Origin of the sequence: Beggiatoa alba B18LD, assembly GCF_000245015.1 — a bacterium.
Lineage (GTDB): Bacteria > Pseudomonadota > Gammaproteobacteria > Beggiatoales > Beggiatoaceae > Beggiatoa > Beggiatoa alba.
On record NZ_JH600070.1, the window covers coordinates 3,100,183 to 3,124,542 of the forward strand.

Below are 24,360 nucleotides of genomic sequence, written 5' to 3' on the forward strand. Positions count from 1 at the left end.
ATAACTTATTGAACCACATTAATTACCTTTATCACTGCATGGAAAATTAAACGACGCAGTGTAAACCGTTAAACATACCAATCCCTAGATTGAAGGTCAAGCGTTATAAAAAATTGTCTCGTATATTTTTTTTGGGTGGGGTTGGGGTAGGGAAATATTTAAGGCGGGGGTTGTGAATCCCCGTTAATCGAAATATTTAGAGCATTATATTTTTGCTCAACTAAGTCAGGGTGATGTTGGTGGAGGCGGGCGAGGTTTCCTACAGTGATTTGTAAACTATATTTGTCCTGATAGTCAGCGAAAATAATAAGAGCCTGCAATAAATACTCTATCGCTTGCTCCCAATCTTCTTGCGCTTTGGCTAATAAACCTAACTGGTGATAAGTGCTGGCTTGAGAATAGCGGTCATTGAATTCAATAGCAATGGCAAGGGCTTTTTGATAACACTCTTGGGCTTTCGCCCACTGTCTTTGTGCTTGTGCCATTCTGCCTAAATTGTAATAAGTGCTGGCTTGAGAATGGCTGTTACTGAATTTAATATAAATGGTAAGAGCTTGTTGGTAATAGTCTTGGGCTTGCTTCCAGTCTTCTTGCGTTTTGGCTAACAAACCTAACTGCCCATAAGTGCTGGCTTGTGCATGGCGGTCATTGAATTCAATCTTAATGGCAAGAGCTTGTTGATAATAGTCTTGGGCTTTCTCCCACTGCCTTTGTTCTTGTTTCACCATGCCTAACTGGTGGTAAGTACTGGCTTGAGAATAGCGGTCATTGAATTCAATATCAATGGCAAGGGCTTGTTGATAATAGTCTTGGGCTTGCGACCACTGCCTTTGTTCTTGTGCCACCGTACCTAACTGGTGATAAATACTTGAGTTATTTCTAGTTTTTTCTGTTTCTTCAAAAATGGTTAAGTTATTGTGAATATTCAATACTTGTTGATAGGCTTGCTCTGCAAGTGCATATTGTTGGCTTTGTAAAAAACAATTAGCAATATCATTAATCACCCTTACTAATTCTGCACCTAACTGTCCTGCCAGCTTGTCAGGCGAATACTGTTTTAATTGCGTTAATACCTGCTGTCCAAAAACTAAACCCTGTCGATGGTTTTGCGTAGCATCAAAATAATTTGATAACACACTATAACAACTAATAGAAACCTGCACAGTTAAAGCAAATTGTACCGCTCGTTGCAAATTTTCAAATTCAATACTGGCTAACAGTTGTCCTAGTTGTTTTTCTTCTGGGTCTTTGGATTCTTGGAGTTGATAGATTTCGTCTGCAAATTGTTCATAATATAAACGAAACGCGGTTTCTATTGCCGTTTTTACTTCTGCTTTATCCTGTAGTTGCGTTTGTAGAAAATAAGGCAAGGTTGGCTGAATGGTGAGATAAAACGGGATTTCATGCTGTCCCAACAATCCCCAATTTTTCGCTTCTTGCAAAACAGTTTCCCATTTATCAAACGGTAAATGTGCAAGTGCAGATTGTTGTTTTAAAAGTTTGGTATATTGTGGTAAATATCCAATATCAACGACTCCCACAAATGGCGCGAGACACAATAATAATTGCTGGGCATCGGGGGATAAATTGCTGTGGGAATACTCAATACAACGCAAAATACTCTGGGTTTTGTCGGTACTATTTAAATCAATCGCACTGTCGCCAGTAGTCAGTGCGGTTAAAATGTCCGTCGGGGTTTTTGAGGTTAAATTTTGCAAAACCACCTGCAACGCCAACGGATAACCCGCTAATAATTTTAATAATTTTTTAAAATCATCTTGTTGTTTATATTCTGATTTAATCTGATGTCTATTTAAAATCTCATTAACCAATTGCGAAGCCGCTTCAGAATCTAAACCATTTAAAATAAACTGATTAGTTTCAAACGTACCCGTTTTTAGCCAAGTTTCTTCGCCCCGCGACCCCAATAATACTAAACTTTCTCCGCCGACTAATGCTTGTAAAAAGCCCTGCAAGTTTTCGCGCTCTGTCGCCGTTAAAACGTGCTGGATGGCTAACGCTGAACCTGTGACCGATTCCAAATTATCCAAAATCAATAAATGCCGTGCACTGCGTAAGGCTTTAGCTAATTTTTTCTGTTGCGCGTCCTCACTAAAAACCTGAAAACGCTGTTCATATTCCAATTTTCCCCACAATTGAATCGCCATGTCGCGCATGATTTGCTGGCGTGTCCATGCTTTTTCGTCATACCCAAAATAAAACACTTTGTCCACAAAATGCGTTGTTTGCCACCACGCGCCCAAATGTTTTAATAAAGTGGTTTTTCCTGCACCGCCCATGCCCTGAATTAATAAGCTATTTCGCTTTAAAATAGCGGTTTCAATTTCCAAAATATCCAAATCACGCCCGAAAAAGCCATAAGCCGTTTTAGGCTCTTCAAAACGATCTAGCTCATAAAAAGTACGTTCTTCTACACTAAACGCCCGCAAAGCAAACTGAACTTGTGGCACATTCTGATAAACCACAGGCAATAACCAATCTTCTAATTTAACCACTTGATTATAATAAGCCTGCCGTTCCTTTTGCTTGTCTAACTCAAACCGCCCGCGCTGAATCGCTACCGCTAACGATGCACCTTCAAACAATTGTTCATACAACGTTTGCATAAACAATGTTGCCGCGCTCACCGTCACCGAGTACGCCATGCCGACCACCGCTTGCGTGCCTGCTTGCATCAAATAACTGGCTAAACTGGTTTCTGTGCTGGTATTTTCCTGTTTTGCCGATTGACAAGCATTTAATAACACGACGGGCACATCATAGTTTTTTAACAATTCAGTTAAATGATATGCAGAAATGGGGGCATGTTTGCCTGTTTCCTCATGAAGTAAAAAAATAAATGCTTGCTTATCTTCAAACTTATTTATCTTTAACTTTTTATAACCCGAAAGTCTAAAATCAACATAATCCATTACCTTACCATGCACATCAAAATGGACTATGTGATAAAAACCTTTTCCTTTTGTCTCTAAGTGCTGTTTTAATGCCTCATAAGTTGGGGGACGTAAAATATCAAAATGCACATGCAAGTCTGCGCTATTTACCATTTCCACCAATGGACGCGAAATCGTGCGATATGCCACATCATTACGTCCATTCGGACGCGCAACAACGAGCAACACATTTAAAGTCGGAGAGATTTGCGGAGTAATAGCCTGATAACGTGCATTAAAATGCAAAGGTTTGCGCACAATTTCATGATTAAGTGCGAAAGGCTCAGGATGTTTTTCATCGCGCAAACTTTCCCAATGCAATGCGTGAAAAGCGGGCGAACCGACAATTTCTAAGGTAAACCCCGTTTTTAAAGCATCCCGATAATCGCTATACGCATCAGGCTCATGAAAAACTTGCTTAAATAACTGTTCGCCATAAGTTTTAATACTGAGAGCAATTTCATCAAAGCTCACATTATCGGTAAACGGAAATTTTAAATATTCTTCAAAATACCACGCTAAATTACTTTCTTGTTTCTCATCAAATGGCGGTGTAATCGTGATTTGATAATAACGATGATTAAACACTAATTCAGCACTAAAGCCATTATTACCAACGGATTTTTCAGAAATTTTAATAAGCGTGGTATTCATTTGATTAATTCTCTTCTTTAGGCAACACGATAATTAATGTTTTGCCGTCTTCGATTTTCTCAATAACAGAAAACTCTGGTTGACGCTGTCCAGAACTTTGAATGTATTCTTTTAAAACATCAGTAATAACATCTTTTGCAATATCCGCAGTCATTCCCCCAATGAACAATAACGCTCCTACTACCCATGAAGGCATATCATATGTTGCAATTGCTTGCGAGTTTTGTACTTGTACCACCGCTTGTTGCTGTAGCTGTGGCTGACTATTCCAAAACGTTGCAAATTCATCGGGTTGAATACTCAATTCTGGCGAAAAAATCACAATATATTCAGACATAAAACTAGTATCCCTTTTATTATCAAGTGAATGGATAGGAAGTTAATGTAACATGCTTAAATAAAAGAAGGAAACTCATTTTTTGATGCATTAGCACATCATCACTTCCATTTTTAGAAAACTCACCAAACCTTGGTGAGCTTATTAACACGGTAAGCAGTTTAGGATTGGTTAGGACGAGTTACACAGGTTTCTGCTAAAAAATCTTGTAGCCGTTGCAATTGTTCTTTTGCACTGGTAACAGTATTTAATTGTTGACGAAATACCCGCGCATCAGGGTGATGTTTGTCTAAATACCACGATAAATGTTTGCGTGCAATGCGTAAGCCACTGTATTCCCCGTAAAAAGCGTATAAATTGGCTAAATGCGTCGTTAAAATCTCGCCAATTTCTGCCATGGTTGGTGGTGCTAAATAGTTACCTGTCATTAAATAGTGTTGAATTTCTCGAAAAATCCATGGGCGACCTTGTGCTGCGCGTCCTATCATTAAGCCATCTACGCCTGTTTTTTCTAAGACATAGCGGGCTTTTTCTGGGCTATCAATATCGCCGTTTGCAATCACAGGAATTTGTACGCTAGCTTTTATTTGTGCGATGGTCTCATAGTCCACTGCGCCAACATAGCCACAGGTACGGGTTCTGCCATGAACGGCAAGCGATTGAATACCCGCAGATTCTGCAATTTTTGCAATCGTCACACCGTTACGATTTTCAGGATTCCAGCCAGTGCGAATTTTTAAGGTGACGGGGACGGAAACGGCATTGACGACGGCGTTTAAAATTTGTGCAACCAGTTTTTCATCGCGTAATAGGGCTGAACCTGCCATTACGTGACAAACTTTTTTTGCAGGACAACCCATATTAATATCAATGATATCTGCACCATTATCGACATTCATTTGTGCGGCTTCTGCCATTAGTTGCGGGTCTGCGCCTGCAATTTGAATGCAACGCGGTTCGACTTCGCCAAAATGGTCGGTACGTCGTTGGGTTTTGAGGGTGTGACGGAGTTGTGGATTAACGGATACCATTTCTGATACTGCCATGCCCGCGCCTAAGCGTTTGCATAGTTGTCTAAAAGGTCGGTCGGTAACGCCTGCCATCGGTGCAACAATTAAGTTATTTATGAGGGTAAAGCGTCCAATTTGGAGCGGAGCAAGTGAATTCATCACAGTTTATAAAGGTAAAAATTGATAAGAAAATGCAGGATAGTTAAGTGGATTCAATGCAATTTAATAATTGTTCACTGAACATAATTTTTTCTACAGGTTCGTGTGGTTGTTGGTAGGGAATGGAGGCGAGTAAGGGGGCGGCAATTGTATTGCGTAGTGTATTAATCGTTGTTTGTGCAGAATATTGATTATCTATTTGATTTGCAATCCATCCTGCCAATGAAATGCCATCTTGTTGAATGCATTCTGCGGTTAGTAGTGCGTGATTAATACAGCCTAAACGTAAACCGACAACTAGAATAATGTTAGCATCCAAGTGTTTAGCAATATTTTTTAAGCTGTCGTGTTGATTAAAGGGCACACGCCAACCGCCGACACCTTCTATAATCACAACATCGGCAAGTTTTTTGATGTGTTCATAGCAGTGCAGAATGTGTGTAAGTTCGATATTTTGGCAGACGATGCTCGCGGCAATATGGGGTGCAATGGGGGGTTCAAATGCGTATGGGTTTAACCATTCATAAGGAATAGTAACATTACAGGCAGATTGTAGTTGTAAAGCGTCATCATTGCGTAAGCCTGCGGGGGTCATGTAACAGCCTGTTGCAACAGGTTTCATGCTCGCAACCCGTAAGCCTTCTTGTACCAGCATTTGAATCAGTTTTACGCTGCAATAGGTTTTGCCAATTTCAGTATCTGTACCTGTAATAATTAACGGCTTTCTCATGGAGGCTCTTCAGAGTGAGTTAATCAATACTACGTTTTTTGTTCGGTGGTGTTAATCGTGTGTGAGTTTTGATATGGACGGGACTACAAGCGCAACCTCAGACCATAAACAAGCTTCTGATAAAGAGGTTATTGCGGCATTACAAGCGCAAATTAAACAGTTTCAAGACCAGCAATATGAGTTAGCAACGCAAAATGCAAGTTTACGGCAACGATTAGCAACGACATCGTTTTATCAGGCTATTTTAGCGCATTCACAAGAAGCCATTGCAGTGCGCGACATGAATAATCGGTTGGTTTATTACAATGCATTATATTTACAAATTTTTCAGCATACATCTACCAGCATTGCACAGTTAGATGGGCAGGCATTGGCTGAATATCCAGCAGAAACCTTGCAGTTATTGCAGCAAACAATAATCCCGCAGGTGTTGCATACGCATACATGGGTCGGAAAATTAACGCTACAAACAAGGCAACATCAAGTATTTACTGCTAATCAACGGTTTATCGCCATTACAGACGCTATCGGGCAAGTGACACATATCGCTTGTTTGACAGAAACAACACGGCTTTCTACAGCATCCTCCACCGTACAACCCACACCGTATCTGATTCACTGTTTAAATCAATTGATTCCGCAGTTTTTTTATATTTTTGATTTAAAATCTGAAAAATATATTTATTTAAATGAACGCTTAACCCAGTTTTTAGGATATGGCTCAGTGACCATTCAACAACTTGGCGGGCAATTATTTAATCAATTTGTTCATGATGAAGATTTAGCGCAATTTCAGCAAAAACGACGGGGATTAGAAACCAGTCAAACAGGAGAGATAGTTATCACGGATTATCGGATGCGTAATCCTATCTTGCAAAATCAGTGGCATTGGTTTCGTGGGCGGGAAATGGTCTTTATGCGTGATGAGGCGGGCAACGCTACGCAGATTCTGGGTGAAATAGAGGACATTACCGCCTATAAACAGTTAGAACAAGCATTAAGTCAGCATGAAAAACGCTTTGAATTGGCTATACGAGGAATGAATGAGGGTTTATGGGAATGGGATTTAGTTAAAAATACGCTGTGTTATTTTCCACGTTGGTTAGAAATTGTTGGTTATCAATCGGATGAATTAGCAATAGATGTCGCAACATGGCAAGCCCTGATTCATCCTGATGACCTTACAACCGTTATCCAGACATTACAAGCCTATTTACAAGGTCATCTCCCCTACTATGAAGCGAGTTATCGTTTACACCATAAAGCAGGGCATTATGTATGGGTTTTAGACCGTGGCGTCGCTGATAGAAACACGCAAGGCATGGCGTATCATTTAGTGGGCGCAATCACTGATTTAACTGTACAACTACACGTCGAAGCAGAGTTACGCAAGGCAAAAGAAACCGCTGAAGCGGCAAATTCAGCAAAAAGTATCTTTTTAGCCAATATCAGCCATGAATTGCGTACCCCGCTCAATGCAATTTTAGGCTATGTGCAGTTTTGCGCGGCAGATAAACATTTAAGTCAAGAGCGACGGCATGATATTAATATTATTCAACGTAATGGCGAGCATTTACTGACATTGATTAATGACGTTTTAGACCTTGCTAAAATTGAATCAGGTTATTTATCTTTAGAGCCAAATCGTTGTTATTTAGGAAAATTATTAAAAGAGACTTTAGAGATTTTCCATCTACAAGCACATCACAAAAATATTAAACTCACCTTTACAACACATTCACATTTACCTGATATTATTCATATTGATGAAAAACGCTTACGGCAGATTTTAATCAATTTACTCAGTAACGCGCTGAAATTTACTCAAATCGGTTTTATTACCTTACAACTGGAGTTTGATAACGAAAAATTACAAATTCAGGTTAAAGACACGGGTATCGGCATTGCTCCTGAATATTTGGATAAAATCTTTTTACCGTTTTATCAAATTGGTAATAATGAAGAAATCAAGCGGGTAGAAGGCACAGGACTTGGCTTAACCATTACTAAAACCGTTGTAGAACTGTTAAAAGGAAAATTAGAGATTCACAGTGAATTAGGAAAAGGTAGCACGTTTCAAGTTGAATTACCGATTCAGAAAATTTCACAACCTTTAGATTTACCTGCAAAATCACCTGTAATTATTGGTTTTACCAATCCCTCTCCATTGATTTTAGTTGTTGATGATAATGCAACCAATCGTTTGATGTTAAAGCGATTATTACAAGAAGTTGGTTTTAATGTTGAAGAAGCCATTAATGGCGAGGATGCCTTAATACAAGCGAATTTATTACATCCTCAAGTCATTTTTATGGATATTGTCATGCCGATTATGAGTGGATATGAAGCCGTGCGCCGTTTGCGTCAACAAGATGAGTTTAAAAAAACGATTATTATTGCTATTTCTGCTAATGCGTTTAATGATAGTAAAACCAATAGTTTAATTATTGGCTGTAATGATTTTATTGCTAAACCATTTCAACATGAATTACTGCTTAACTGTTTACAAAAGTTTTTAGATTTAAATTGGATTTATGAGCCAATTTTAGAACAATCGAGTATTTCATCCTTACAACAAACCTATTCCGATACACCGAACAGGGTTGCTTTATCGCCAGAACAAGCTAAATATCTTTATGATTTAACACAGCAAGGAGACGTTTACGGCGTGATGGAATACGCTAAACAGTTGGCAGATACACAGGAAAATTTACGTGCAATTTGTGAAGAAATCGCAGAACTCGCTTTAGAATTACGAGAAGAAGAAATTTATAAACGTTTACAACCTTATTTACAGTAATGGATTACAGTATTTATTCCCCTTGAACCTTTGCTGCCTATTCTCTGCTAGGTCATTTCTATGAATAACCTTCGTATTGCTATTAAATTCTTTTTACTCTCGGTTATTACAATCAGTGCCTTGTTTTTTGTCGGTTTACTCGGGGTTTATCATGTGAGTAAAACCTATCATTCTTTAGGTGCTGTTTATACAACGGCTGATATTACAAACAAAGTGATGCAAGAGGTTAGCATCCCTGCGGAACAAGTGCGGAAATTGACATTATTAATTGTTTTAACCCCCGCGCTAGAACAACGCACATTTTTATATGAGCGTTATAAAGAATTGTTAAAACTGATTGATAATAATCTAAATAAATATTTAGAATTAGCTTACGAGGAAGAAGATATTCAATTAATTGAAGAGCTGAAAACAGCGTGGCAACAATATAAAGCGACTTCAGAAATTAGCGTTAAATATGCATTACAAGAACAACGAGAAGCGGCATATATCAACGCAAGCCAGCATGAAAGCGATATTTTTTCAGGATTGCAACAAAAATTGAGCGCGTGGCTTAATGAACAATTAGATGATGTACAAAAACTCTATATGCAATCTGATGAACAATATCAAATTATTTACTGGGCATCTTTAGGCAGTATCGCGTTTGCCGTGACCGTTGTTTTTTTCTTCAGCTTTACCGTTGCGCGAAATATCAGCATTCCGTTACACGCGGTTAAAGCCCATTTACAAGCTATTGCGCAAGGTAATCCGCAAGTTACGCCATTATTGCATCAGGGGAAAGATGAAATTGCCGATATTGTGAGCGCGACGGAACAGTTACGACAAACGATGGAATGGACAATTACGCAAGCGAATACCATTGCTCAAGGTAATTATTCTCAACAAATTAAACCCTTGTCCACAGAGGATAAATTAGGCACTGCCATTGCCAATATGAATGAATCCTTGCGTAAGGCAACCAGCCGTAATGAATTGCAAGATTGGCTGAAAACAGGGCAAACCGAACTCAACGACCAAATGAGTGGCGAACAAGAGTTAAGCCTATTAGCCACTAATATTATTACGTTTTTATCTGTTTATTTAAACATGCAAGTGGGATTATTTTATCTGGTTATAGAACCCAATAAACGCCAAAAAGTTCATGCACCTTATCTCACCTTATTAGCAAGTTATGCGTATCATCGGCGTAAAGAACTGGCGAATCAATTTGAATTTGGTGAAAGTATCGTCGGACAAGTTGCGTTAGAGCGTGAACCGATTATCCTAACTGAAGTGCCTGAAGATTACATGTCAATACAATCAGGCTTAGGCAAATCCGTTCCCCGCGCTATCATACTTTATCCCTTAATTTATGAAGATGTTTTAAAAGGAGTTGTTGAATTAGGCAGTTTTAAACCCTTTACGGATGCCCAATTAGAATTTTTAAAACAAGTGACACCCGCTATTGCAATTTCCATCAATACCGCCCAATCACGCCTTGTAATGCAAAATTTATTACAAGAAAGTCAACGCCAAGCAGATGTTTTACAACAACAAACTGAAGAACTACAAACGCAATCGGAAGAGTTACAAACCCAACAAGAAGAATTACGCCAAGCCAATGAAGAATTAGAAAACCGTACCCGCGAATTGGAGTTGCAAAAAGAAGCAATTCATCAACAAAATCTTAGCTTAGAAAAAAGCCAAGAAGCCATTGAACTCAAAGCCCGCGAATTAGAACAAGCGAGCCGTTATAAATCTGAATTTCTCGCCAATATGTCGCATGAGTTGCGCACCCCTTTAAATAGCATGTTGATTTTGTCGCAGTTATTGGCAAGTAATAAAGAAAGTAATTTAACAGAAAAACAAGTTGAATACGCCCAAACTATCCGCAGCGCAGGCGCGGACTTACTTACACTAATCAATGACATTCTCGATTTATCCAAAGTAGAAGCGGGTAAATTAGAAATTCACAGCGAAGAAATTATCCTCACCGATTTGATTCACGCAACGCGCCTTAAATTTCAACATGTTGCAGAACAAAAACAACTACAGTTTCAACTTAATATTGCCCCCGACTTACCCCCAACCCTCTACAGTGATGCACAACGGATTAAACAGATTTTAAATAATCTCCTCTCCAATGCCTTTAAATTTACCGAAAAAGGCACAGTCACCTTACGCATCACACGCCCACAAATTGATGTCAGTGCTTACCAATTAGTTGTTAATAAAGCAGTTGCGATTAGCGTTGAAGATACAGGCATCGGCATTGCTGAAGAAAAACACCATTTAATTTTTGAAGCCTTTCGCCAAGCCGATGGAACAACCAGCCGCCGTTTTGGCGGTACAGGATTAGGGCTATCTATTTCGCGTCAATTAGCCCGTTTATTGGGGGGCGAATTGGTCATTGACCGCACAACGACTGCCTTAGGTAAGGGGAGTTGCTTTGTTTTATACCTGCCTGAGCGGTTAGAGTTCAAAAACCACGATATTAACGCCAAAAACGCCTCAAACCTTCCTTACTTAGCCATCCCCCTTCCATCATCCGTTACGATGCCAGAAACCGCTGTAAGCGAGCCAGAAAGCACTAAGGCAATACTCACATCAGAAACACCACAAGACAAACCTACGGATGACCGCGAGCATATTCAGCCAACAGATAAATTTATCCTGATTATTGAAGATGACCCCGTTTTTGCGCAATTACTCCAAGATATTGCTCAAGAAAAAGGCTTTAAATCACTACTGGCTAATGACGGTAAAACAGGGCTACAACTCGCGCAAGACTATCAACCGCAAGCCATTATTTTAGACCTCGGATTACCGCAAATAGATGGCTGGAGCGTAATGGAACGCCTCAAAGATAACGCCAATACTCGCCATATTCCTATTCATATCATGTCTGCCACTGACCAAGACAAAGATGCGCGACAAATGGGGGCAATTGGTTATTTACTCAAACCCATCAGCATGGAAGAGCTAGGCAACTCCTTTAAATACATTGAGCATTTTATCGCTAAAACCTTGAAACAATTATTAGTGATTGTAGATAACGTCAAACATCGCCAAGCGATTGGCGAATCGATTGTTTTACAAGATTTACAAGTCACTTATGTCGACACCATCGCTAAAGCTTTGCACAACCTGCAAACCTTAGATATTGATTGCGTGATTTTAGATGTTGACCTTGCTGATGGTGATGGCATTCAATTTTTAGAACAACTTAACCAAGCAGAAAATACGCCCTATCCCCCCGTGATTGTCTATGCTGACCGTGAATTAAGTGATGCAGAAGAACAACGTGTAACCACTTGCAGTCAACATTTAACGATTAAATCCGTGTATTCGCCCGAACGTTTATTAGACGAAGCCACGTTATTCTTACACCAAATCGCCACCCATTTGCCGCCAGAGAAACAAGCTATTTTACGCAAAATTCACGATAAAGCCTTAATTCTCAATGGTAAAAAAGTATTAATTGCTGATGATGATATGCGCAATACTTTTGCATTAGGCACGGTGCTAGAAAAACATGCGATGCAAGTTGTGATTGCTAAGAATGGAAAAAAAGCGTTAGAAATCCTAGAAGAACAACCTGATATTGATATTATCCTCATGGATATTATGATGCCTGAGATGGATGGATATGAAGCCATGCGCCAAATTCGTAGCCAGCCCAATTTACGCAAATTACCCATTATCGCGCTAACCGCAAAAGCCATGAAAGGCGATAAAGGTAAAGCAATAGAGGCAGGCGCGAATGATTATTTATCCAAACCTGTGGACGTAGATAAATTGATTTCACTGTTGCGAGTTTGGCTATATCGCTAAAAATATGCTAAAGGGTCTAATAGACCTGAGTTCGGCGAGTTTCTTTTAAAAAGACAACAGTTTGTCTGAATCAGGATTTTCAGAATTGAAAAGACAAGAAAATTAAAAGAATAAAAAATTATGTTTTTAATTGTTTTTAATTCTGCTAATTCTGTGAATTCTGATTCAGACAAAAAAAGACCTGCTAGGTTTTGAAAACCTAGCAGGTGTCTATTTTATTTTATAAATATCGCCGAACTCGGGTTAGATTTAAATCACTTTATGGTACGTTTACTATAAATCCTGTGAATCCTGATTCAGACAAGCTATTGTCTTTTTTAAAAGAATCTCACAGAACTCAGGTAAATTAATCAATGTCCTGTTAATCCCGTCGGGCGACTATTATCAGGCGTTAGTGTGGGCAAAAACTGCTGATAGTCTGATAAATCACCGTTTAAACTCGCTTGCTTTACCACAACAGGACGCAAGAAAATAATCAACTCTGTCTTTGAATAGGTATCATCACGATAACTAAAGGCATCACCGACAACAGGCAAATTAGAAAGTACAGGCAAACCCGTTTTACCCTGTTCTGTCGTGTCCTGCATCAAACCGCCAATAATCGCCACATCCCCATCATTCACTTTTAAAATCGATTCAATTTCACGTACTTGAATTTCAGGTATAGGACTCGTTACGCCCGCACTTGCCAGTTCTGGATTAGGGTCATTCACAAAACCAATAATTCTCGAAATTGTCGGATGTACATTTAATGTGACTTGTCCCGCTTCACTAATTTGCGGTGTGACATTCATGATTAAACCGACAGGAACAGTATTAATCTTTGTTCCATATGTTGTACTAGTACGAGTTTCCGTATCATTTACCTTCACATCTACAGTGAAATACACCCGATTATCCACCACTTTTAAAATAGCGGTTTGGTTATTCAACACCATCAATTTTGGACTAGATAACACTTTAACCGTGCCAAACTCTTCCAGCATTTTCACTGTTGCTGAAATATTGCCAATAGCACTATCTGGATTTGTGTACGCAAAGGTATAAGCAGGCGCTGTTACTAAATTATCCGCTAAAAATTGCTGTGCATAACGAAAATCGCCATGAATGCGTTGCCAATCGACACCCGCTTGATACTGATTATTCAATCGTACTTCTGCAATGGTGGTCTCAATCAACACCTGCCGTTGTGCACTATTCATCACATTATCTAAAAACTGCTGAATATCCTGATGCTGACGATAGGTTGCACGTACCGTTAAAATGCCTGTTTCAGGATTTACCGTGATATTACTATCCCCTGCTTGACTATTTGCATCCGATTTTTCATTTAACAAATTGCGAATATTTTCTTGCAATGTTTTCCAAAAATCATTGTTAGAAACATTTTTAATCGTTGACGTAGAATTATTTCCTGATGTCGTTGTTGTATTCCCCTCTCCTACCGCTACTGTCCCTGTACTTGCCACTTGTGTTGCAATCGACGTTTCACTGACGACTTCCCGACTCATATTGACGTAACTCACCTTATAAGTCCGTAACTCAGGGGTGTCAGGTCTTACGATTAATACACGGTCATTTGTAATTTCATAACGCAAATTCGCCTGTCGAGAAATACGATCAAGTAATTGCGGTAAGGTTTGGTCTAAGGCGTTTAAAGAAACCATTCCCGTAATGCCTGAATGAATATCGATATTTAAATTCGCGTCTCTTGCTAAAGCGAGTAACAACTTTTCCACAGGCACATTACTAACCGTTACTGAATAAGTTTCTAGTGCTTGAACAGCTTGAGGCGGAGGTAACGGGGGCGTTTGAATCACAGGCGGTGGAATATTCGCTCTGGGCTTAGGTAATTGCGTTGTATTCAAATGACCCTGTGAAGGGACTGGAGGTTGAGGGGCACAAGCACTCATCGACCACACGATAAGGAATGCACAAGCCCAAAAATATTGATAAGAAGAAAATGACATGCCGTTTTTAGTTCCTAGAGCCTTTAGGTAAACCGCCTTGTACTTAAAATATTATGCCATAAATGAAAGGCTTAAAAATATTCATCTGCATAATTAATCAGGAAGTATGCCATTTCTCCACTTTCTAAACGTAACATCCTTTTATCATTCATAAATTCAACTTCCTTTTTTATCCATCAGCACTTCTCATCATACCGCGCTTTTCTATCCCATTTTTTACAGGGTTTTCTCTTTAACTATTTCTTTTAATGTTTATATAGATTTTATTGTAATGATTATGTCACAAAAAACTGTGGATAACTCAGAATTTATTTTTAATATCAATTTATTAGCCTGTTAGTAACTCTGTTGGTAACTTGATTAAATTCCCTTTAACAACTCCATCTATTGGCTTTTCCCACAAAGTTATCCACAAATCACTAACAACTTTTCCACAGGTTACTAACAAGTTACTAACAGGTTTTCCACAGCTTTGCATCGTAAAGTAGGCAAAAAAACAACAAAATACCCACCCTACAAACTTAGGATAAATAACAAGCGACCAATTTGTTTTAGATAAAAAATTGATTAATAAAGATTAATCTGAGTTATCCACAGATTACTAAGCAGAAATGAGAAATGAAGGCGGGGAAAAAAACAAAAAAGAGTAAATTAAAGTAATTTTATGATTTTTAAAAAATTATCAGAGTTTTCCACAGGTATTAATAACCCTATCACCCGCTGAATAACACACAACATTTAATGCTATGCTTTAGCACACAAGATTTAACTCAGGAGTTTATATGTCGCGCTACATCAACCCCTACACCGATTTTGGTTTTAAAAAACTCTTTGGCGAAGAAGCGAACAAAGACTTATTAATCGACTTCTTAAACCAACTGCTCCCCGCCCACCACCAAATCCAAACCCTACAATTTAAAAATACCGAAAAACTTCCCCTCTACGCCGAAGACCGCAAAGCCTTCTTTGATGTTTACTGCACCAGTCCTAACGGCGAAAAATTCATCGTTGAAATGCAACGCGCCCGCATGGATTACTTCAAAGACCGTGCCTTGTTTTACGTCACTTTCCCCATTCAAGAACAAGCCAAAAAAGGCGTATGGAACTTTAAACTTTCTGCGGTTTACTTCATCGCTATCTTAGACTGCTTTATTGAAGAAGCGCCTGAAGCAACTGACTTTCGCCAAGATGTCAGCTTAAAAAACCAACACGGACAAATTTTCTACGACAAACTTCATTTCTGCTTTTTACAAATGCCTTTATTTAATAAACAAGCGGGGGAGTTAGAAAACCACTTTGAAAAATGGATTTACTTTTTAAAAAACCTAGCGAATTTAGAAGAGATACCGAGAATATTAAACGAACCTGTTTTTAAGAAAGCGTTTGAAATTGCGGAGCTATCGAATTTAAAACCGCGACAAGCGCAACAATATCGCCGTAGTTTAATGAATTACTGGTCAAACAATGCAGTGATAAACACCGCTTTTGAAGATGGCAAGGCAGAAGGGAAAGCCGAAGGGTTAGCGGAAGGGTTAGCTGAAGGCATCGCATTAGGGGCAACACGAGGAGAAGCCAATATATTACGCAAATTACTAGAAAAGCGTTTCGGTCAATTACCTAAACACATTCAAGAAAAATTAGCGCAAGCCTCAGCGCAACAATTGGAAGGTTGGACAGATAAACTTTTAGAAATTCAACAACTAGAAGAGCTTTTTAAACGAGAATAATTGCTTTATTCTCCCCGTCGCCATGCGTGATAACGAGATAAGCGTTTTAAAAGTTTCTCAGGTTTACGCGCTTGTTTCCAACGTCCTGCGACGTATTTATTCGCTTCGGCAAAGGTTGGATAAATATGAGGAACAGCTAATAATTGATTAATTCCAATATTATGCTTCATGGCAAGCACAAATTCGCTGATGATTTCGCTCGCGTGTTCACCGACAATGCTAACTCCAAGAATTTTCGCTTTTTTAGGTGCGGTTAATACTTTTATCATGCCATAAGGCACATCATCAGCAATGGCGCGGTCTAAATCATCTAAATGATAATAAGTGACTTCATAAGGAATATTTGCCGCACGGGCTTCTTGTTCATTCAAACCCACGCGGGCAATTTCAGGGTCGGTAAAAGTTGCATGAGGGAGAAAACGGTAATCGACACGAAACTTTTTAAACGTTCCGAATAACGCATTCACACTCGCAAACCATGCTTCATGGGCGCAAACATTTGTATATTGATAAGGGTTTGCAACATCACCACACACATAAATCGTCGGATAATTCGTTGTTTGTAAAAAATCATTATGCGCTATGGTTTTATTCGAATTTAACGCAATTTGTAAATTCTCTAATCCAAAGCCTTGCGTATTTGCCACCCGACCCACCGCAATCAATAGCGCGTCAAACTCCAATGCAACCCGCTCGCCCTGATGTTCACACCATAAGACTTGGCTACGTTCCCACTGCTCAAAATACAACGGTTGATGACTTAAACGCAGGTGAATGCTTTCTGCTTGTAACTTTTCGGCTAACAATGCCGTGATGTCCGCATCTTCTCGTGGTAACAAGCGTTCATTGGTTTGTACAATCGTGACATGGCTTCCTAAGCGGGCGAAACATTGCCCCAATTCGCAACCAATCGCCCCGCCCCCAAGAATTAATAAACGTTGTGGCTGTTCGCGTATCTGCCAAATAGTGTCTGATGTATAATAATTAACCTGTTCAATTCCTTGAATATCAGGAATAAACGGACGTGCGCCTGTTGCAATGATAATATTGCGTGTACTTAATACTTGTTCACGAATTTGCACATGGTAAGGGTCTAAAATTCGCGCTTCGCCCTGTAAACATTCCACCCCCAATGCCGTATAACGCTCAATAGAATCATGTGGTTCTATCGTTTTAATAATCCGTTGCACCCGCGCCATCACATCAGAAAAACTAAATTCACCGACAGCACTTTGACAGCCATATTGTGCGGACTGACTTAACTGATATAAAAAGCGACAACTACGAATCAAGGCTTTAGACGGAACACAACCTGTATTTAAACAATCCCCCCCCATTTTTTCTTTTTCTATCAACGTGACTTTTGCATTCACTGTTGCCGCAATATACGCAGAAATCAGCCCCGCCGCCCCGCCACCAATCACCACCATATCACGGTCAAAGCGTTTCGGTTTTGGATACTGCGCGTAATAACGGCGATAACGTAACAAGGTTAATAACTTCTTTGCTAACAAGGGAAAAATCCCTAATAACGTGAAAGATAACAATAAATCTGGTGATAAAATACCCGATAAACTATCTAACTCCGCCAATTGCGTGCCTGCATTGACATAAACAATCGTGCCTAACAACATGCCAACTTGACTCACCCAATAATAAGTCCAAAGCCGAATAGTCGTTAAACCCATGACTAAATTAATAATAAAAAACGGAAATAAGGGCACTAAACGCAGGGTAAATAAATAAAAATGTCCTTCTTTCTCTATCCCTGCGTTAATGGTATCGATATAACGGCTGAAATGCGTTTGTACGAATTCTTGTAATAAAAATCGAGCAGTTAAAAAGGCTAAGGTCGCGCCAATGGTTGAGGCAAAAGAAACAATCACAACTCCCCATACAACGCCAAATAATGCCCCGCCAAGCAAGGTTAATAATGCCGCTCCTGGTAAAGACAATGCCGTTGTAATGATGTAAATCACAGAAAATAAAAAAGTTGCTTCTATGGGATGATGGGCGGTGTAACTTTCAAATGCCAAATGCTGAGTTTTTACATAGTTCAAATTAAAATACTGATGAAAATCAAAAGAAAAAAAGCTAACAATGCAAACAATAAGCACCAAAAACACAATTAATTTTTTCATTGGTTTTCTCAATCAGTAAAGGGCAAGATAAAAGGTTAAGTGTTTACCAACTCCAACGAATAACCATTTTATCGATAATAGATTGTCGAATTTAAAATTAATCCTAGCTTAATTCCCACTATTAACATGCCACTGTAAAGATTTTTCCAATACTTTTCCATCTATAGCACGACAAGTAAGCGTCAGATTTTTTTCACCAGCCATTTTAAATTGAAAGACTTGGCTAAGATTAATCGTCATCGTATAAATGTGAAAAGGTAAATATAAACAACCATATTCACTGATACATAATTGACAATTTTCTTGTGCGGCGGGATTTTTCGCACTCAGTATTAATAACGTTTGTCCTTGCGCTGTTTGTGTTAATTTTGCGCCAATATCCGCCTGATAATGCGTGATGACTTCACAATGTTGTTGATAAGTTGGACGATGAATATAGAAAAAATTGCCCTCATTAGGTGGATTTTCTACCAATTTCACAGGCACTTGATAAAACCGCATTAACCAATAATAACCAGCGCAAGCCGCATTAATATTATAGTAAAAATCAAATGCTTGTCGGCGTTGACTTTGAATGCTATTTAAAAAAGCTTGTCGTTGTTCCGCATAAGCAGAACGGCGGGCAATATGTCCTGTTTCAGGATTCAATAAGATATAACCAGTTAATAATAAATAACTCATTGCAACAACAATTAATCCTCGTGCATATCGTGTTGGGAGTAAGTAAGCCAGCGCAAGAAAGCCTGCACATTGGAAATAAGCCACATATCGTCCAATAGAGACAACAGGGTCTAAGGCTAATAACAGGCAAAAAATACTAAAAACCGCGAATAATTTAAATTCACGTCGTAACCCTGTTTTTACCAAAGCAAGGAAAATAAAAAACGGGAAGGGATACCAGAGAAAACTAAAAGCACCGTGCACAGTGTCATAAACCGCTAAAACGGATAAAGATTCGGGCACTGTCCAAAAGAGGGTTATAAAACGGTGTGAATAGGTTTCTGGTTTGATGTACAACTCGGCAATGACTTTTGCAAACGCACTGTCGATAAAGGGAAAAACGAGAGTGCCAAACGTAAACCAGTTATGCAGATAGTGTAATAATGCAATACTTCCTGCAACGCCAATAAAAATGCCCGCGATGCGCCACTGTGTCCAGAAAAATCGCCAGTGTAAAACGCTATAAAATCCAAATAATCCCGCTCCCAGTAAAATACCAGTGAATTTGATATTCACTAATACGATTAAATTTAATAAAAACAGGGTTAAATGTAATTTTGTCGCAGGACGTAACGCCAGCGTTATCAATGCCAGAATATATAAAGATTGAATTGTATCAATATAACCCGTTGTTGCTTGTGCAATATTAATCGGATTAAGCGCATAAATTAGCCCAACCCAAGCCGCAGCAGAGACTGAAAGGGTTAATTGTCGCGCTAAACTGTAAACAATCCAAAAACTACAGGGAATGACTAAAACACTGATTAAACCATATGCCCAAAAATAACCTGTTCCTGTCATCGCAAAGGCTTGGAGAAAATTGGCATATTTGGGATAGCCTTGAGAATAACTATCTAAATCATAATAGGAATATTCAAAAAGATTTTGAAAAAGACTAATAGGCGTTGCAATATTTAAATGATAAAAATAGGCATCGCTAGAGTCATCAATCCCGACAACTAAAGTAATGCTAATCAATATTAAGGTAATGAAGAATAAAACCCAGTGGATAAATACTGGAATTGTATTTATTTCAGTGAGGTAAGGGAATATATTGCCCTGATAACGCTGGTAAATAAAGAAGCTAATAACACTGCTACTGGCTAACCATAATAAGGGGGTTGTGAGCTGTAACGCATTAAAAATAAGTTGGTTGATAAAATAGCTCGGCGCGAAAATAAAGCAGAAAATGAGGAGAATTTGTGAAATCGTGCGCGACATAGAGAATAGAATAAAGTGATGAATTAGAAATAGTATTGCACTGCATCAATTGAGTTTTTTTTAACTGACAACCTTAAAATTATCGTTTGTCAGAAAAAGTATTGCGTTCTACAGTTTAAAGCCTCTGTAGTGGATTGTTGATGAGGTGTTATGATGTTAAATCAATTAAAAGCGATTATATCGGCGCAATGGCAAACGATGGTAGAAAATCATCGGCAACGTTTAGCAATGCGTGAGTTAATAGCGTTAGATAATCAAGCATTACGCGATTTAGGCTTAAATCGAGGCAATTTTCACAGTGTCGCGTTATATGGTCGTTATGAAACGGCTTTACCTGAATTACCCAATACACCACGAGTCGAGCAATCTGCGCCAACACTGAATTATACATTGAAACACTCTTAAATTTTTAGCTTGTTCAAGCAGATAAAAAAAGACGCGATAGAAATACCTATCGCGTCTTTTTTTATGGGTGTGTTTATTGACGTTTCCCCTCTGCACTGAATTGGATGGTTTCAACATCGCCATTTTCATCAGTAATTTCTGCTGTTTGCAATACACCGTTTGGATAATAATGATAACGATGTGATGATTCAATTTCACCATACACCATTTTTTCACAGAGAATTAAACGGTCTTGTGCATCATAATGAGCGCGAAAATAGGTTAAACGGTTTCCTGTATCTTCTAAAGGATTGACTAAATTTAAAGGAAGATTCATCCCTGTATAAGAGACAAAACAAGCAGTTCTGACAACATCACTCATGTGCGTTACTCACTGAATAGCTGGATGAAATAAAGAATTTGCTGTTAGCTGGTATAAACCAACAAGCACCTGAATACCACGATTTTTGTACGGTTATTATAATACGATGGGGTTCTGCTTGTGCAGAAGGAAACGGAGGCATTTTGTAGAAATGATGCAAACAAGATTATTAGTCTGTGTCAATAAACGCTTATTAAATCAGCCTTCTTGCGCGACACGAGGCGGAGTAGAAATTGCGGAGGCATTAGAAAAAGCGATTAGCGAACAGCAATTGCCTTTAACTGTGCAACGTTTTTATTGTTTAGGACATTGTCAAGAAGGCGCAAATGTTAAAATCGCGCCCCAAGGACAATTTTTTCATTCGGTCACTTTAGCGGATATTCCTTTGATTCTTAAGACGGCGTTGTCAACGTCGCTTTATCTAAACGGCGGAAAGTGCTAGGCAACAGCAGTAAGCATAAACTCAGGGCAAGCAACCAATCTACATGATTTAATAACCATATCGTCCACCTATTAGCGCGTCCAACCCCATAAGGCATGGAGAACGCAAACCAGTATTGTGGGTTTTCATCGATGGCAATGACGCTAAATGGTTTATTAGGATTTTGAATTTGATAAGTTATCCATGTTTCACGGGAAAGTTGTGTTGTTTGTAGCCAACGAGGCTCATTTTCACCTTCTACCCAAATACCTAAACGCAATCCTGTTTCACCTAAATAGCCCGCAACCGCAATTTCTATAAAAGATTGTTCAATGGTTAACGGTTCACTTAAAAATGTTCCTTCAGCATTATTCCCTTGTTGATTATAAGAGCCTAATGTTTTACTACCTTGATAAGTGCCTGTTGTTGGATAAAATCCATTCGTAATAAAGGTATTATCTGCTTTTTGATTCGTTAATAACGCAGGGTTTTGTAAACTAGGGGGTAAAAAACGGCGGATATTTGGATTACTCAATAATAAGGCTAATCTATCTGCATTAGGATAGGGAATATTTTTATTTTTTAATGTATTAATGTCTTGTGTTTGTAAAAAAGCAACGGTATTTTGTAATTGCAGAACATTATTGTGACTTTTAGTTAATAATGCGGGTAAAACGGTCTCTTGCAGTAGTTCACACATAAAAAATACGTTACCAATAAACCACAAGGTAAAAATGCCTAGAAGCACTTGCCGTACCCGTTGTACTAACATGGGCATTAGGACAAAAAAGCTCAGTAAATTAACAAGGATAGCAATGGCTAAAATATCAACGTAGCGTGAGGCAGGCACTGCTCCGTTCGCACCCCGCGCATACGCCATACTTGCCGCTTGTAACACAATCCATACACCTAAGGTTAATAATAAGGTTTCAGCCATGGTTAACGGACGACGTAGCCATAGAAGACGTGTTACGAAAATAAAAAAGGGAAAAAATGCTAATAAACTAAAAAATGGATGTGTAATTGCAGGAAAAGCAAGGGCTTTACTAAATGCTAAAAGAAATTGTATAAAGTCTTGAGGCTTTAAACCAGCATGATGCGGTGCAGGTACTAATAGTGCAAATTCAAGGCATAAAATAACTAAACAAATTAATAAGGTAGGAATGTATTGTTGTGCGTGATTTTTGTCTAACCAAAGCTGATAAAGTTTTACGCTAAAAATAGCGATAAAAATGAGTAATCCAGAGGCAACATTAAAAAATGCGCAAAAACCAACCAGTGCCCCAACCCACCATTGCCATTGATAGGGGGAATGTAAGACCAAGCCCCAAATGGCAATAAAACTAAACAGTAACATGAAGTAAAATGCAGATTGAAACCCTGCAAGGGTATTTTCCCAGCCAAAGGGTAAAATCCATAACATACTGATGGTCAATAGCAGAATATTGTCTTGTTGTTGTAACAGATAGCGACGTAGTAAAACGCTTAGGAACATTGCGGCTAGCGCGGCTAACCCTGCATTGACTACCATTTCAAACAGGGGTTGCCATTGAGATTCGTTAAGGCTAAAAAGTCCCAATGCCAGTAAGCGCGGAAAGATAATGCGATGTTCATTATGCGGCGCAAAGAGTTGTTCAATGCTAAAGTGGTTTTCTGACCATTTTAGAAATAAATCAGCGGCTAAAGAATCCCATTGATCCCAATAAGGCAGTGAACTACCAAACGCTTGGATTAGCCAAAGCCGTACTGTAAAAATTAATAAACCACAAGCGGCTAATTTTAACCAAAAGGAATCTTTAGCAACCCACATGATTGATTCTCGAACTGTTGATTAAGGGAGAGAAGTTAAACCTTTTGTGCCACGATAAAAGCTTGTTTGCCAAGAATTTGCCACGCTAATGGAAAACGTAGATAGAGTTTGACAAAAATATCCGCTTTAGGCAGGCGACTTTTAGTGGTGTAGGGTAGAAATTTGGGATAGTTTTTCACAATTTGCATATCTAACGATTCAAGAATTTCTACCAAACTGCGATCGCTTAAAGGGACGTGATGATCAAAGAAGTCCCAATAAACATCTGCTAAAAAGCGAATATTAGGTTGTAGAATCAGCAATTTCCCACCTTTTTTTAAAATCCGTTTACTTTCTTCAATTGTTTCTAAGACTTGACGTTTATCTTGTAAATGTTCTAGAAAATTACTCATGAACACAATATCCGCACTTTCATCATCTAATGAAGCAATTGCAGTACAAGATTCGTTAATAATCTGAATATTGCCAGCAGCAAATTTTTTGACATCAGGATTTAAATCAATGGCGATTTTTTTCCCACATTGGATATTATTGATAAATTCGCAGTAACCTGCGCCAATATCAACAACTGTATCGTTTTTTCCAATGAATTGAGAGAGAAAATCATCGCAGATAATTTTCCAAATGCGATTTTTAGCAGGGAGTTCTTCTTCTAAGAAGCGGGTTGAGTAGATTTTTTGTAAGTCCATAAGATTTATTTATTAAGCGGGGCGGAAAGTGATGTATTTATGTCCCAAGTAGCTGGTGAAAACGGGGACACAAATACCGATGAAATGGGCAATTTCTTCAACTGCGCGGGTAATCCCTAATGCGGGTAGAAGGTAATGTGCCAATAAGAGGCTAATAACAAGGGTTTGTGCAAGTCCGACAAGATTGATGAGGAAAAAGTAATAAAACTGTTCTGCATGGGAACGACGACCAACTTTATGGTTAAAAACATATAGTTTATTGAAAATAAAGGCGGTTACAATTCCTAAACAGTAAGCCAAAATAATGGCGACGGTATAGCCAACAAAGTAGCTAAAGCCAATTCGTGAGAAGAAATTAACGAGGGCAGCAAACCCACCAACCGCTAGAAATTTTAGAAACGTGGTCGAAAAGAATGCTTTTTTTAGCATGATAGG

16 protein-coding genes are annotated in these 24,360 nt (G+C 38.8%); 5 read left to right on the forward strand and 11 right to left on the reverse strand.

The window, feature by feature from the left end:
• Positions 1–158 precede the first annotated feature (158 nt).
• From BEGALDRAFT_RS12600 to bioD, 4 genes are all read right to left on the reverse strand, one after another.
• Complete coding sequence (locus BEGALDRAFT_RS12600; protein ID WP_002690548.1) at positions 159–3,608, reverse strand: tetratricopeptide repeat protein; 3,450 nt, start codon at positions 3,606–3,608, stop codon at positions 159–161.
• Positions 3,609–3,612: 4 nt separating this feature from the next.
• Positions 3,613–3,945, reverse strand: a complete 333-nt coding sequence (locus BEGALDRAFT_RS12605) for a hypothetical protein (protein WP_002690550.1) — start codon at positions 3,943–3,945, stop codon at positions 3,613–3,615.
• 161 nt (positions 3,946–4,106) lie between these two features.
• On the reverse strand, positions 4,107–5,114 hold the full coding sequence (gene dusB / locus BEGALDRAFT_RS12610; protein ID WP_002690551.1) for a tRNA dihydrouridine synthase DusB: 1,008 nt from the start codon (positions 5,112–5,114) through the stop codon (positions 4,107–4,109).
• 43 nt (positions 5,115–5,157) lie between these two features.
• Positions 5,158–5,844, reverse strand: a complete 687-nt coding sequence (bioD, locus tag BEGALDRAFT_RS12615; protein ID WP_002690552.1) for a dethiobiotin synthase — start codon at positions 5,842–5,844, stop codon at positions 5,158–5,160.
• A 73-nt stretch (positions 5,845–5,917) separates the two neighbouring features.
• On the opposite strand from bioD, the gene BEGALDRAFT_RS18380 reads away from it, so the two are divergent.
• The gene (locus BEGALDRAFT_RS18380) at positions 5,918–8,644 is read left to right on the forward strand and encodes a PAS domain-containing hybrid sensor histidine kinase/response regulator (RefSeq protein WP_002690553.1); all 2,727 of its coding nucleotides are present in this window, start codon (positions 5,918–5,920) and stop codon (positions 8,642–8,644) included.
• A gap of 60 nt (positions 8,645–8,704) precedes the next feature.
• Positions 8,705–12,460: a response regulator gene (locus BEGALDRAFT_RS12625; protein WP_002690554.1), complete on the forward strand. Its 3,756-nt coding sequence runs from the start codon at positions 8,705–8,707 to the stop codon at positions 12,458–12,460.
• Positions 12,461–12,810: 350 nt separating this feature from the next.
• Here BEGALDRAFT_RS12625 and mshL read toward each other — a convergent pair whose 3' ends face one another.
• Positions 12,811–14,430 (reverse strand): pilus (MSHA type) biogenesis protein MshL, encoded by a 1,620-nt coding sequence (mshL, locus tag BEGALDRAFT_RS12630; protein ID WP_002690555.1) that lies wholly within the window; start codon positions 14,428–14,430, stop codon positions 12,811–12,813.
• Positions 14,431–15,212: 782 nt separating this feature from the next.
• Here mshL and BEGALDRAFT_RS12635 point away from each other — a divergent pair.
• Positions 15,213–16,157, forward strand: a complete 945-nt coding sequence (locus tag BEGALDRAFT_RS12635) for an Rpn family recombination-promoting nuclease/putative transposase (RefSeq protein WP_002690556.1) — start codon at positions 15,213–15,215, stop codon at positions 16,155–16,157.
• Between the two features lie 5 nt (positions 16,158–16,162).
• Here BEGALDRAFT_RS12635 and BEGALDRAFT_RS12640 read toward each other — a convergent pair whose 3' ends face one another.
• A complete protein-coding gene (locus BEGALDRAFT_RS12640) occupies positions 16,163–18,298 on the reverse strand; it encodes an FAD-dependent oxidoreductase (RefSeq protein ID WP_002690558.1) in 2,136 nt (711 codons plus the stop codon).
• A 108-nt stretch (positions 18,299–18,406) separates the two neighbouring features.
• Positions 18,407–20,239 carry a hypothetical protein gene (locus BEGALDRAFT_RS12645; protein ID WP_002690560.1) on the reverse strand — a complete coding sequence of 611 codons (1,833 nt, stop codon included), beginning with the start codon at positions 20,237–20,239 and terminating at the stop codon, positions 18,407–18,409.
• Positions 20,240–20,389: 150 nt separating this feature from the next.
• Here BEGALDRAFT_RS12645 and BEGALDRAFT_RS12650 point away from each other — a divergent pair, with 150 nt between their 5' ends.
• Positions 20,390–20,644 carry a DUF1127 domain-containing protein gene (locus BEGALDRAFT_RS12650; protein ID WP_157237590.1) on the forward strand — a complete coding sequence of 85 codons (255 nt, stop codon included), beginning with the start codon at positions 20,390–20,392 and terminating at the stop codon, positions 20,642–20,644.
• A gap of 73 nt (positions 20,645–20,717) precedes the next feature.
• Here BEGALDRAFT_RS12650 and BEGALDRAFT_RS12655 read toward each other — a convergent pair whose 3' ends face one another.
• The gene (locus BEGALDRAFT_RS12655) at positions 20,718–21,005 is read right to left on the reverse strand and encodes a DUF6156 family protein (protein ID WP_002690562.1); all 288 of its coding nucleotides are present in this window, start codon (positions 21,003–21,005) and stop codon (positions 20,718–20,720) included.
• A gap of 151 nt (positions 21,006–21,156) precedes the next feature.
• Between BEGALDRAFT_RS12655 and BEGALDRAFT_RS19225 the strand changes: the two genes are divergently transcribed.
• Entirely contained in the window at positions 21,157–21,447 is a 291-nt protein-coding gene (locus tag BEGALDRAFT_RS19225) for a (2Fe-2S) ferredoxin domain-containing protein (protein WP_002690563.1), read from the forward strand.
• Here BEGALDRAFT_RS19225 and BEGALDRAFT_RS12660 read toward each other — a convergent pair.
• The 3 genes from BEGALDRAFT_RS12660 to BEGALDRAFT_RS12670 are packed head-to-tail and all read right to left on the reverse strand — an operon-like array spanning position 21,398 to position 24,354.
• Entirely contained in the window at positions 21,398–23,236 is a 1,839-nt protein-coding gene (locus tag BEGALDRAFT_RS12660; protein WP_002690564.1) for a hypothetical protein, read from the reverse strand. The two genes, BEGALDRAFT_RS19225 and BEGALDRAFT_RS12660, sit on opposite strands and share 50 nt — an antisense overlap.
• A 35-nt stretch (positions 23,237–23,271) precedes the next feature.
• Positions 23,272–23,925: a class I SAM-dependent methyltransferase gene (locus BEGALDRAFT_RS12665; RefSeq protein WP_002690565.1), complete on the reverse strand. Its 654-nt coding sequence runs from the start codon at positions 23,923–23,925 to the stop codon at positions 23,272–23,274.
• A 12-nt stretch (positions 23,926–23,937) separates the two neighbouring features.
• On the reverse strand, positions 23,938–24,354 hold the full coding sequence (locus BEGALDRAFT_RS12670; RefSeq protein ID WP_002690567.1) for a GtrA family protein: 417 nt from the start codon (positions 24,352–24,354) through the stop codon (positions 23,938–23,940).
• Positions 24,355–24,360: the final 6 nt, after the last annotated feature.

What these genes read in the sequence shown, in the direction of transcription:
- BEGALDRAFT_RS12665 (WP_002690565.1), bottom strand. Translation starts at nt 23,925, where the DNA reads ATGGACTTACAAAAAATCTACTCAACCCGCTTCTTAGAAGAAGAACTC.
- BEGALDRAFT_RS12645 (WP_002690560.1), bottom strand. Translation starts at nt 20,239, where the DNA reads ATGTCGCGCACGATTTCACAAATTCTCCTCATTTTCTGCTTTATTTTC.
- BEGALDRAFT_RS12625 (WP_002690554.1), top strand. Translation starts at nt 8,705, where the DNA reads ATGAATAACCTTCGTATTGCTATTAAATTCTTTTTACTCTCGGTTATT.
- BEGALDRAFT_RS18380 (WP_002690553.1), top strand. Translation starts at nt 5,918, where the DNA reads ATGGACGGGACTACAAGCGCAACCTCAGACCATAAACAAGCTTCTGAT.
- BEGALDRAFT_RS12650 (WP_157237590.1), top strand. Translation starts at nt 20,390, where the DNA reads ATGATGTTAAATCAATTAAAAGCGATTATATCGGCGCAATGGCAAACG.
- BEGALDRAFT_RS12635 (WP_002690556.1), top strand. Translation starts at nt 15,213, where the DNA reads ATGTCGCGCTACATCAACCCCTACACCGATTTTGGTTTTAAAAAACTC.
- BEGALDRAFT_RS12640 (WP_002690558.1), bottom strand. Translation starts at nt 18,298, where the DNA reads ATGAAAAAATTAATTGTGTTTTTGGTGCTTATTGTTTGCATTGTTAGC.
- BEGALDRAFT_RS12655 (WP_002690562.1), bottom strand. Translation starts at nt 21,005, where the DNA reads ATGAGTGATGTTGTCAGAACTGCTTGTTTTGTCTCTTATACAGGGATG.
- dusB (WP_002690551.1), bottom strand. Translation starts at nt 5,114, where the DNA reads ATGAATTCACTTGCTCCGCTCCAAATTGGACGCTTTACCCTCATAAAT.
- mshL (WP_002690555.1), bottom strand. Translation starts at nt 14,430, where the DNA reads ATGTCATTTTCTTCTTATCAATATTTTTGGGCTTGTGCATTCCTTATC.
- BEGALDRAFT_RS12670 (WP_002690567.1), bottom strand. Translation starts at nt 24,354, where the DNA reads ATGCTAAAAAAAGCATTCTTTTCGACCACGTTTCTAAAATTTCTAGCG.
- BEGALDRAFT_RS19225 (WP_002690563.1), top strand. Translation starts at nt 21,157, where the DNA reads ATGATGCAAACAAGATTATTAGTCTGTGTCAATAAACGCTTATTAAAT.
- bioD (WP_002690552.1), bottom strand. Translation starts at nt 5,844, where the DNA reads ATGAGAAAGCCGTTAATTATTACAGGTACAGATACTGAAATTGGCAAA.
- BEGALDRAFT_RS12600 (WP_002690548.1), bottom strand. Translation starts at nt 3,608, where the DNA reads ATGAATACCACGCTTATTAAAATTTCTGAAAAATCCGTTGGTAATAAT.
- BEGALDRAFT_RS12605 (WP_002690550.1), bottom strand. Translation starts at nt 3,945, where the DNA reads ATGTCTGAATATATTGTGATTTTTTCGCCAGAATTGAGTATTCAACCC.
- BEGALDRAFT_RS12660 (WP_002690564.1), bottom strand. Translation starts at nt 23,236, where the DNA reads ATGTGGGTTGCTAAAGATTCCTTTTGGTTAAAATTAGCCGCTTGTGGT.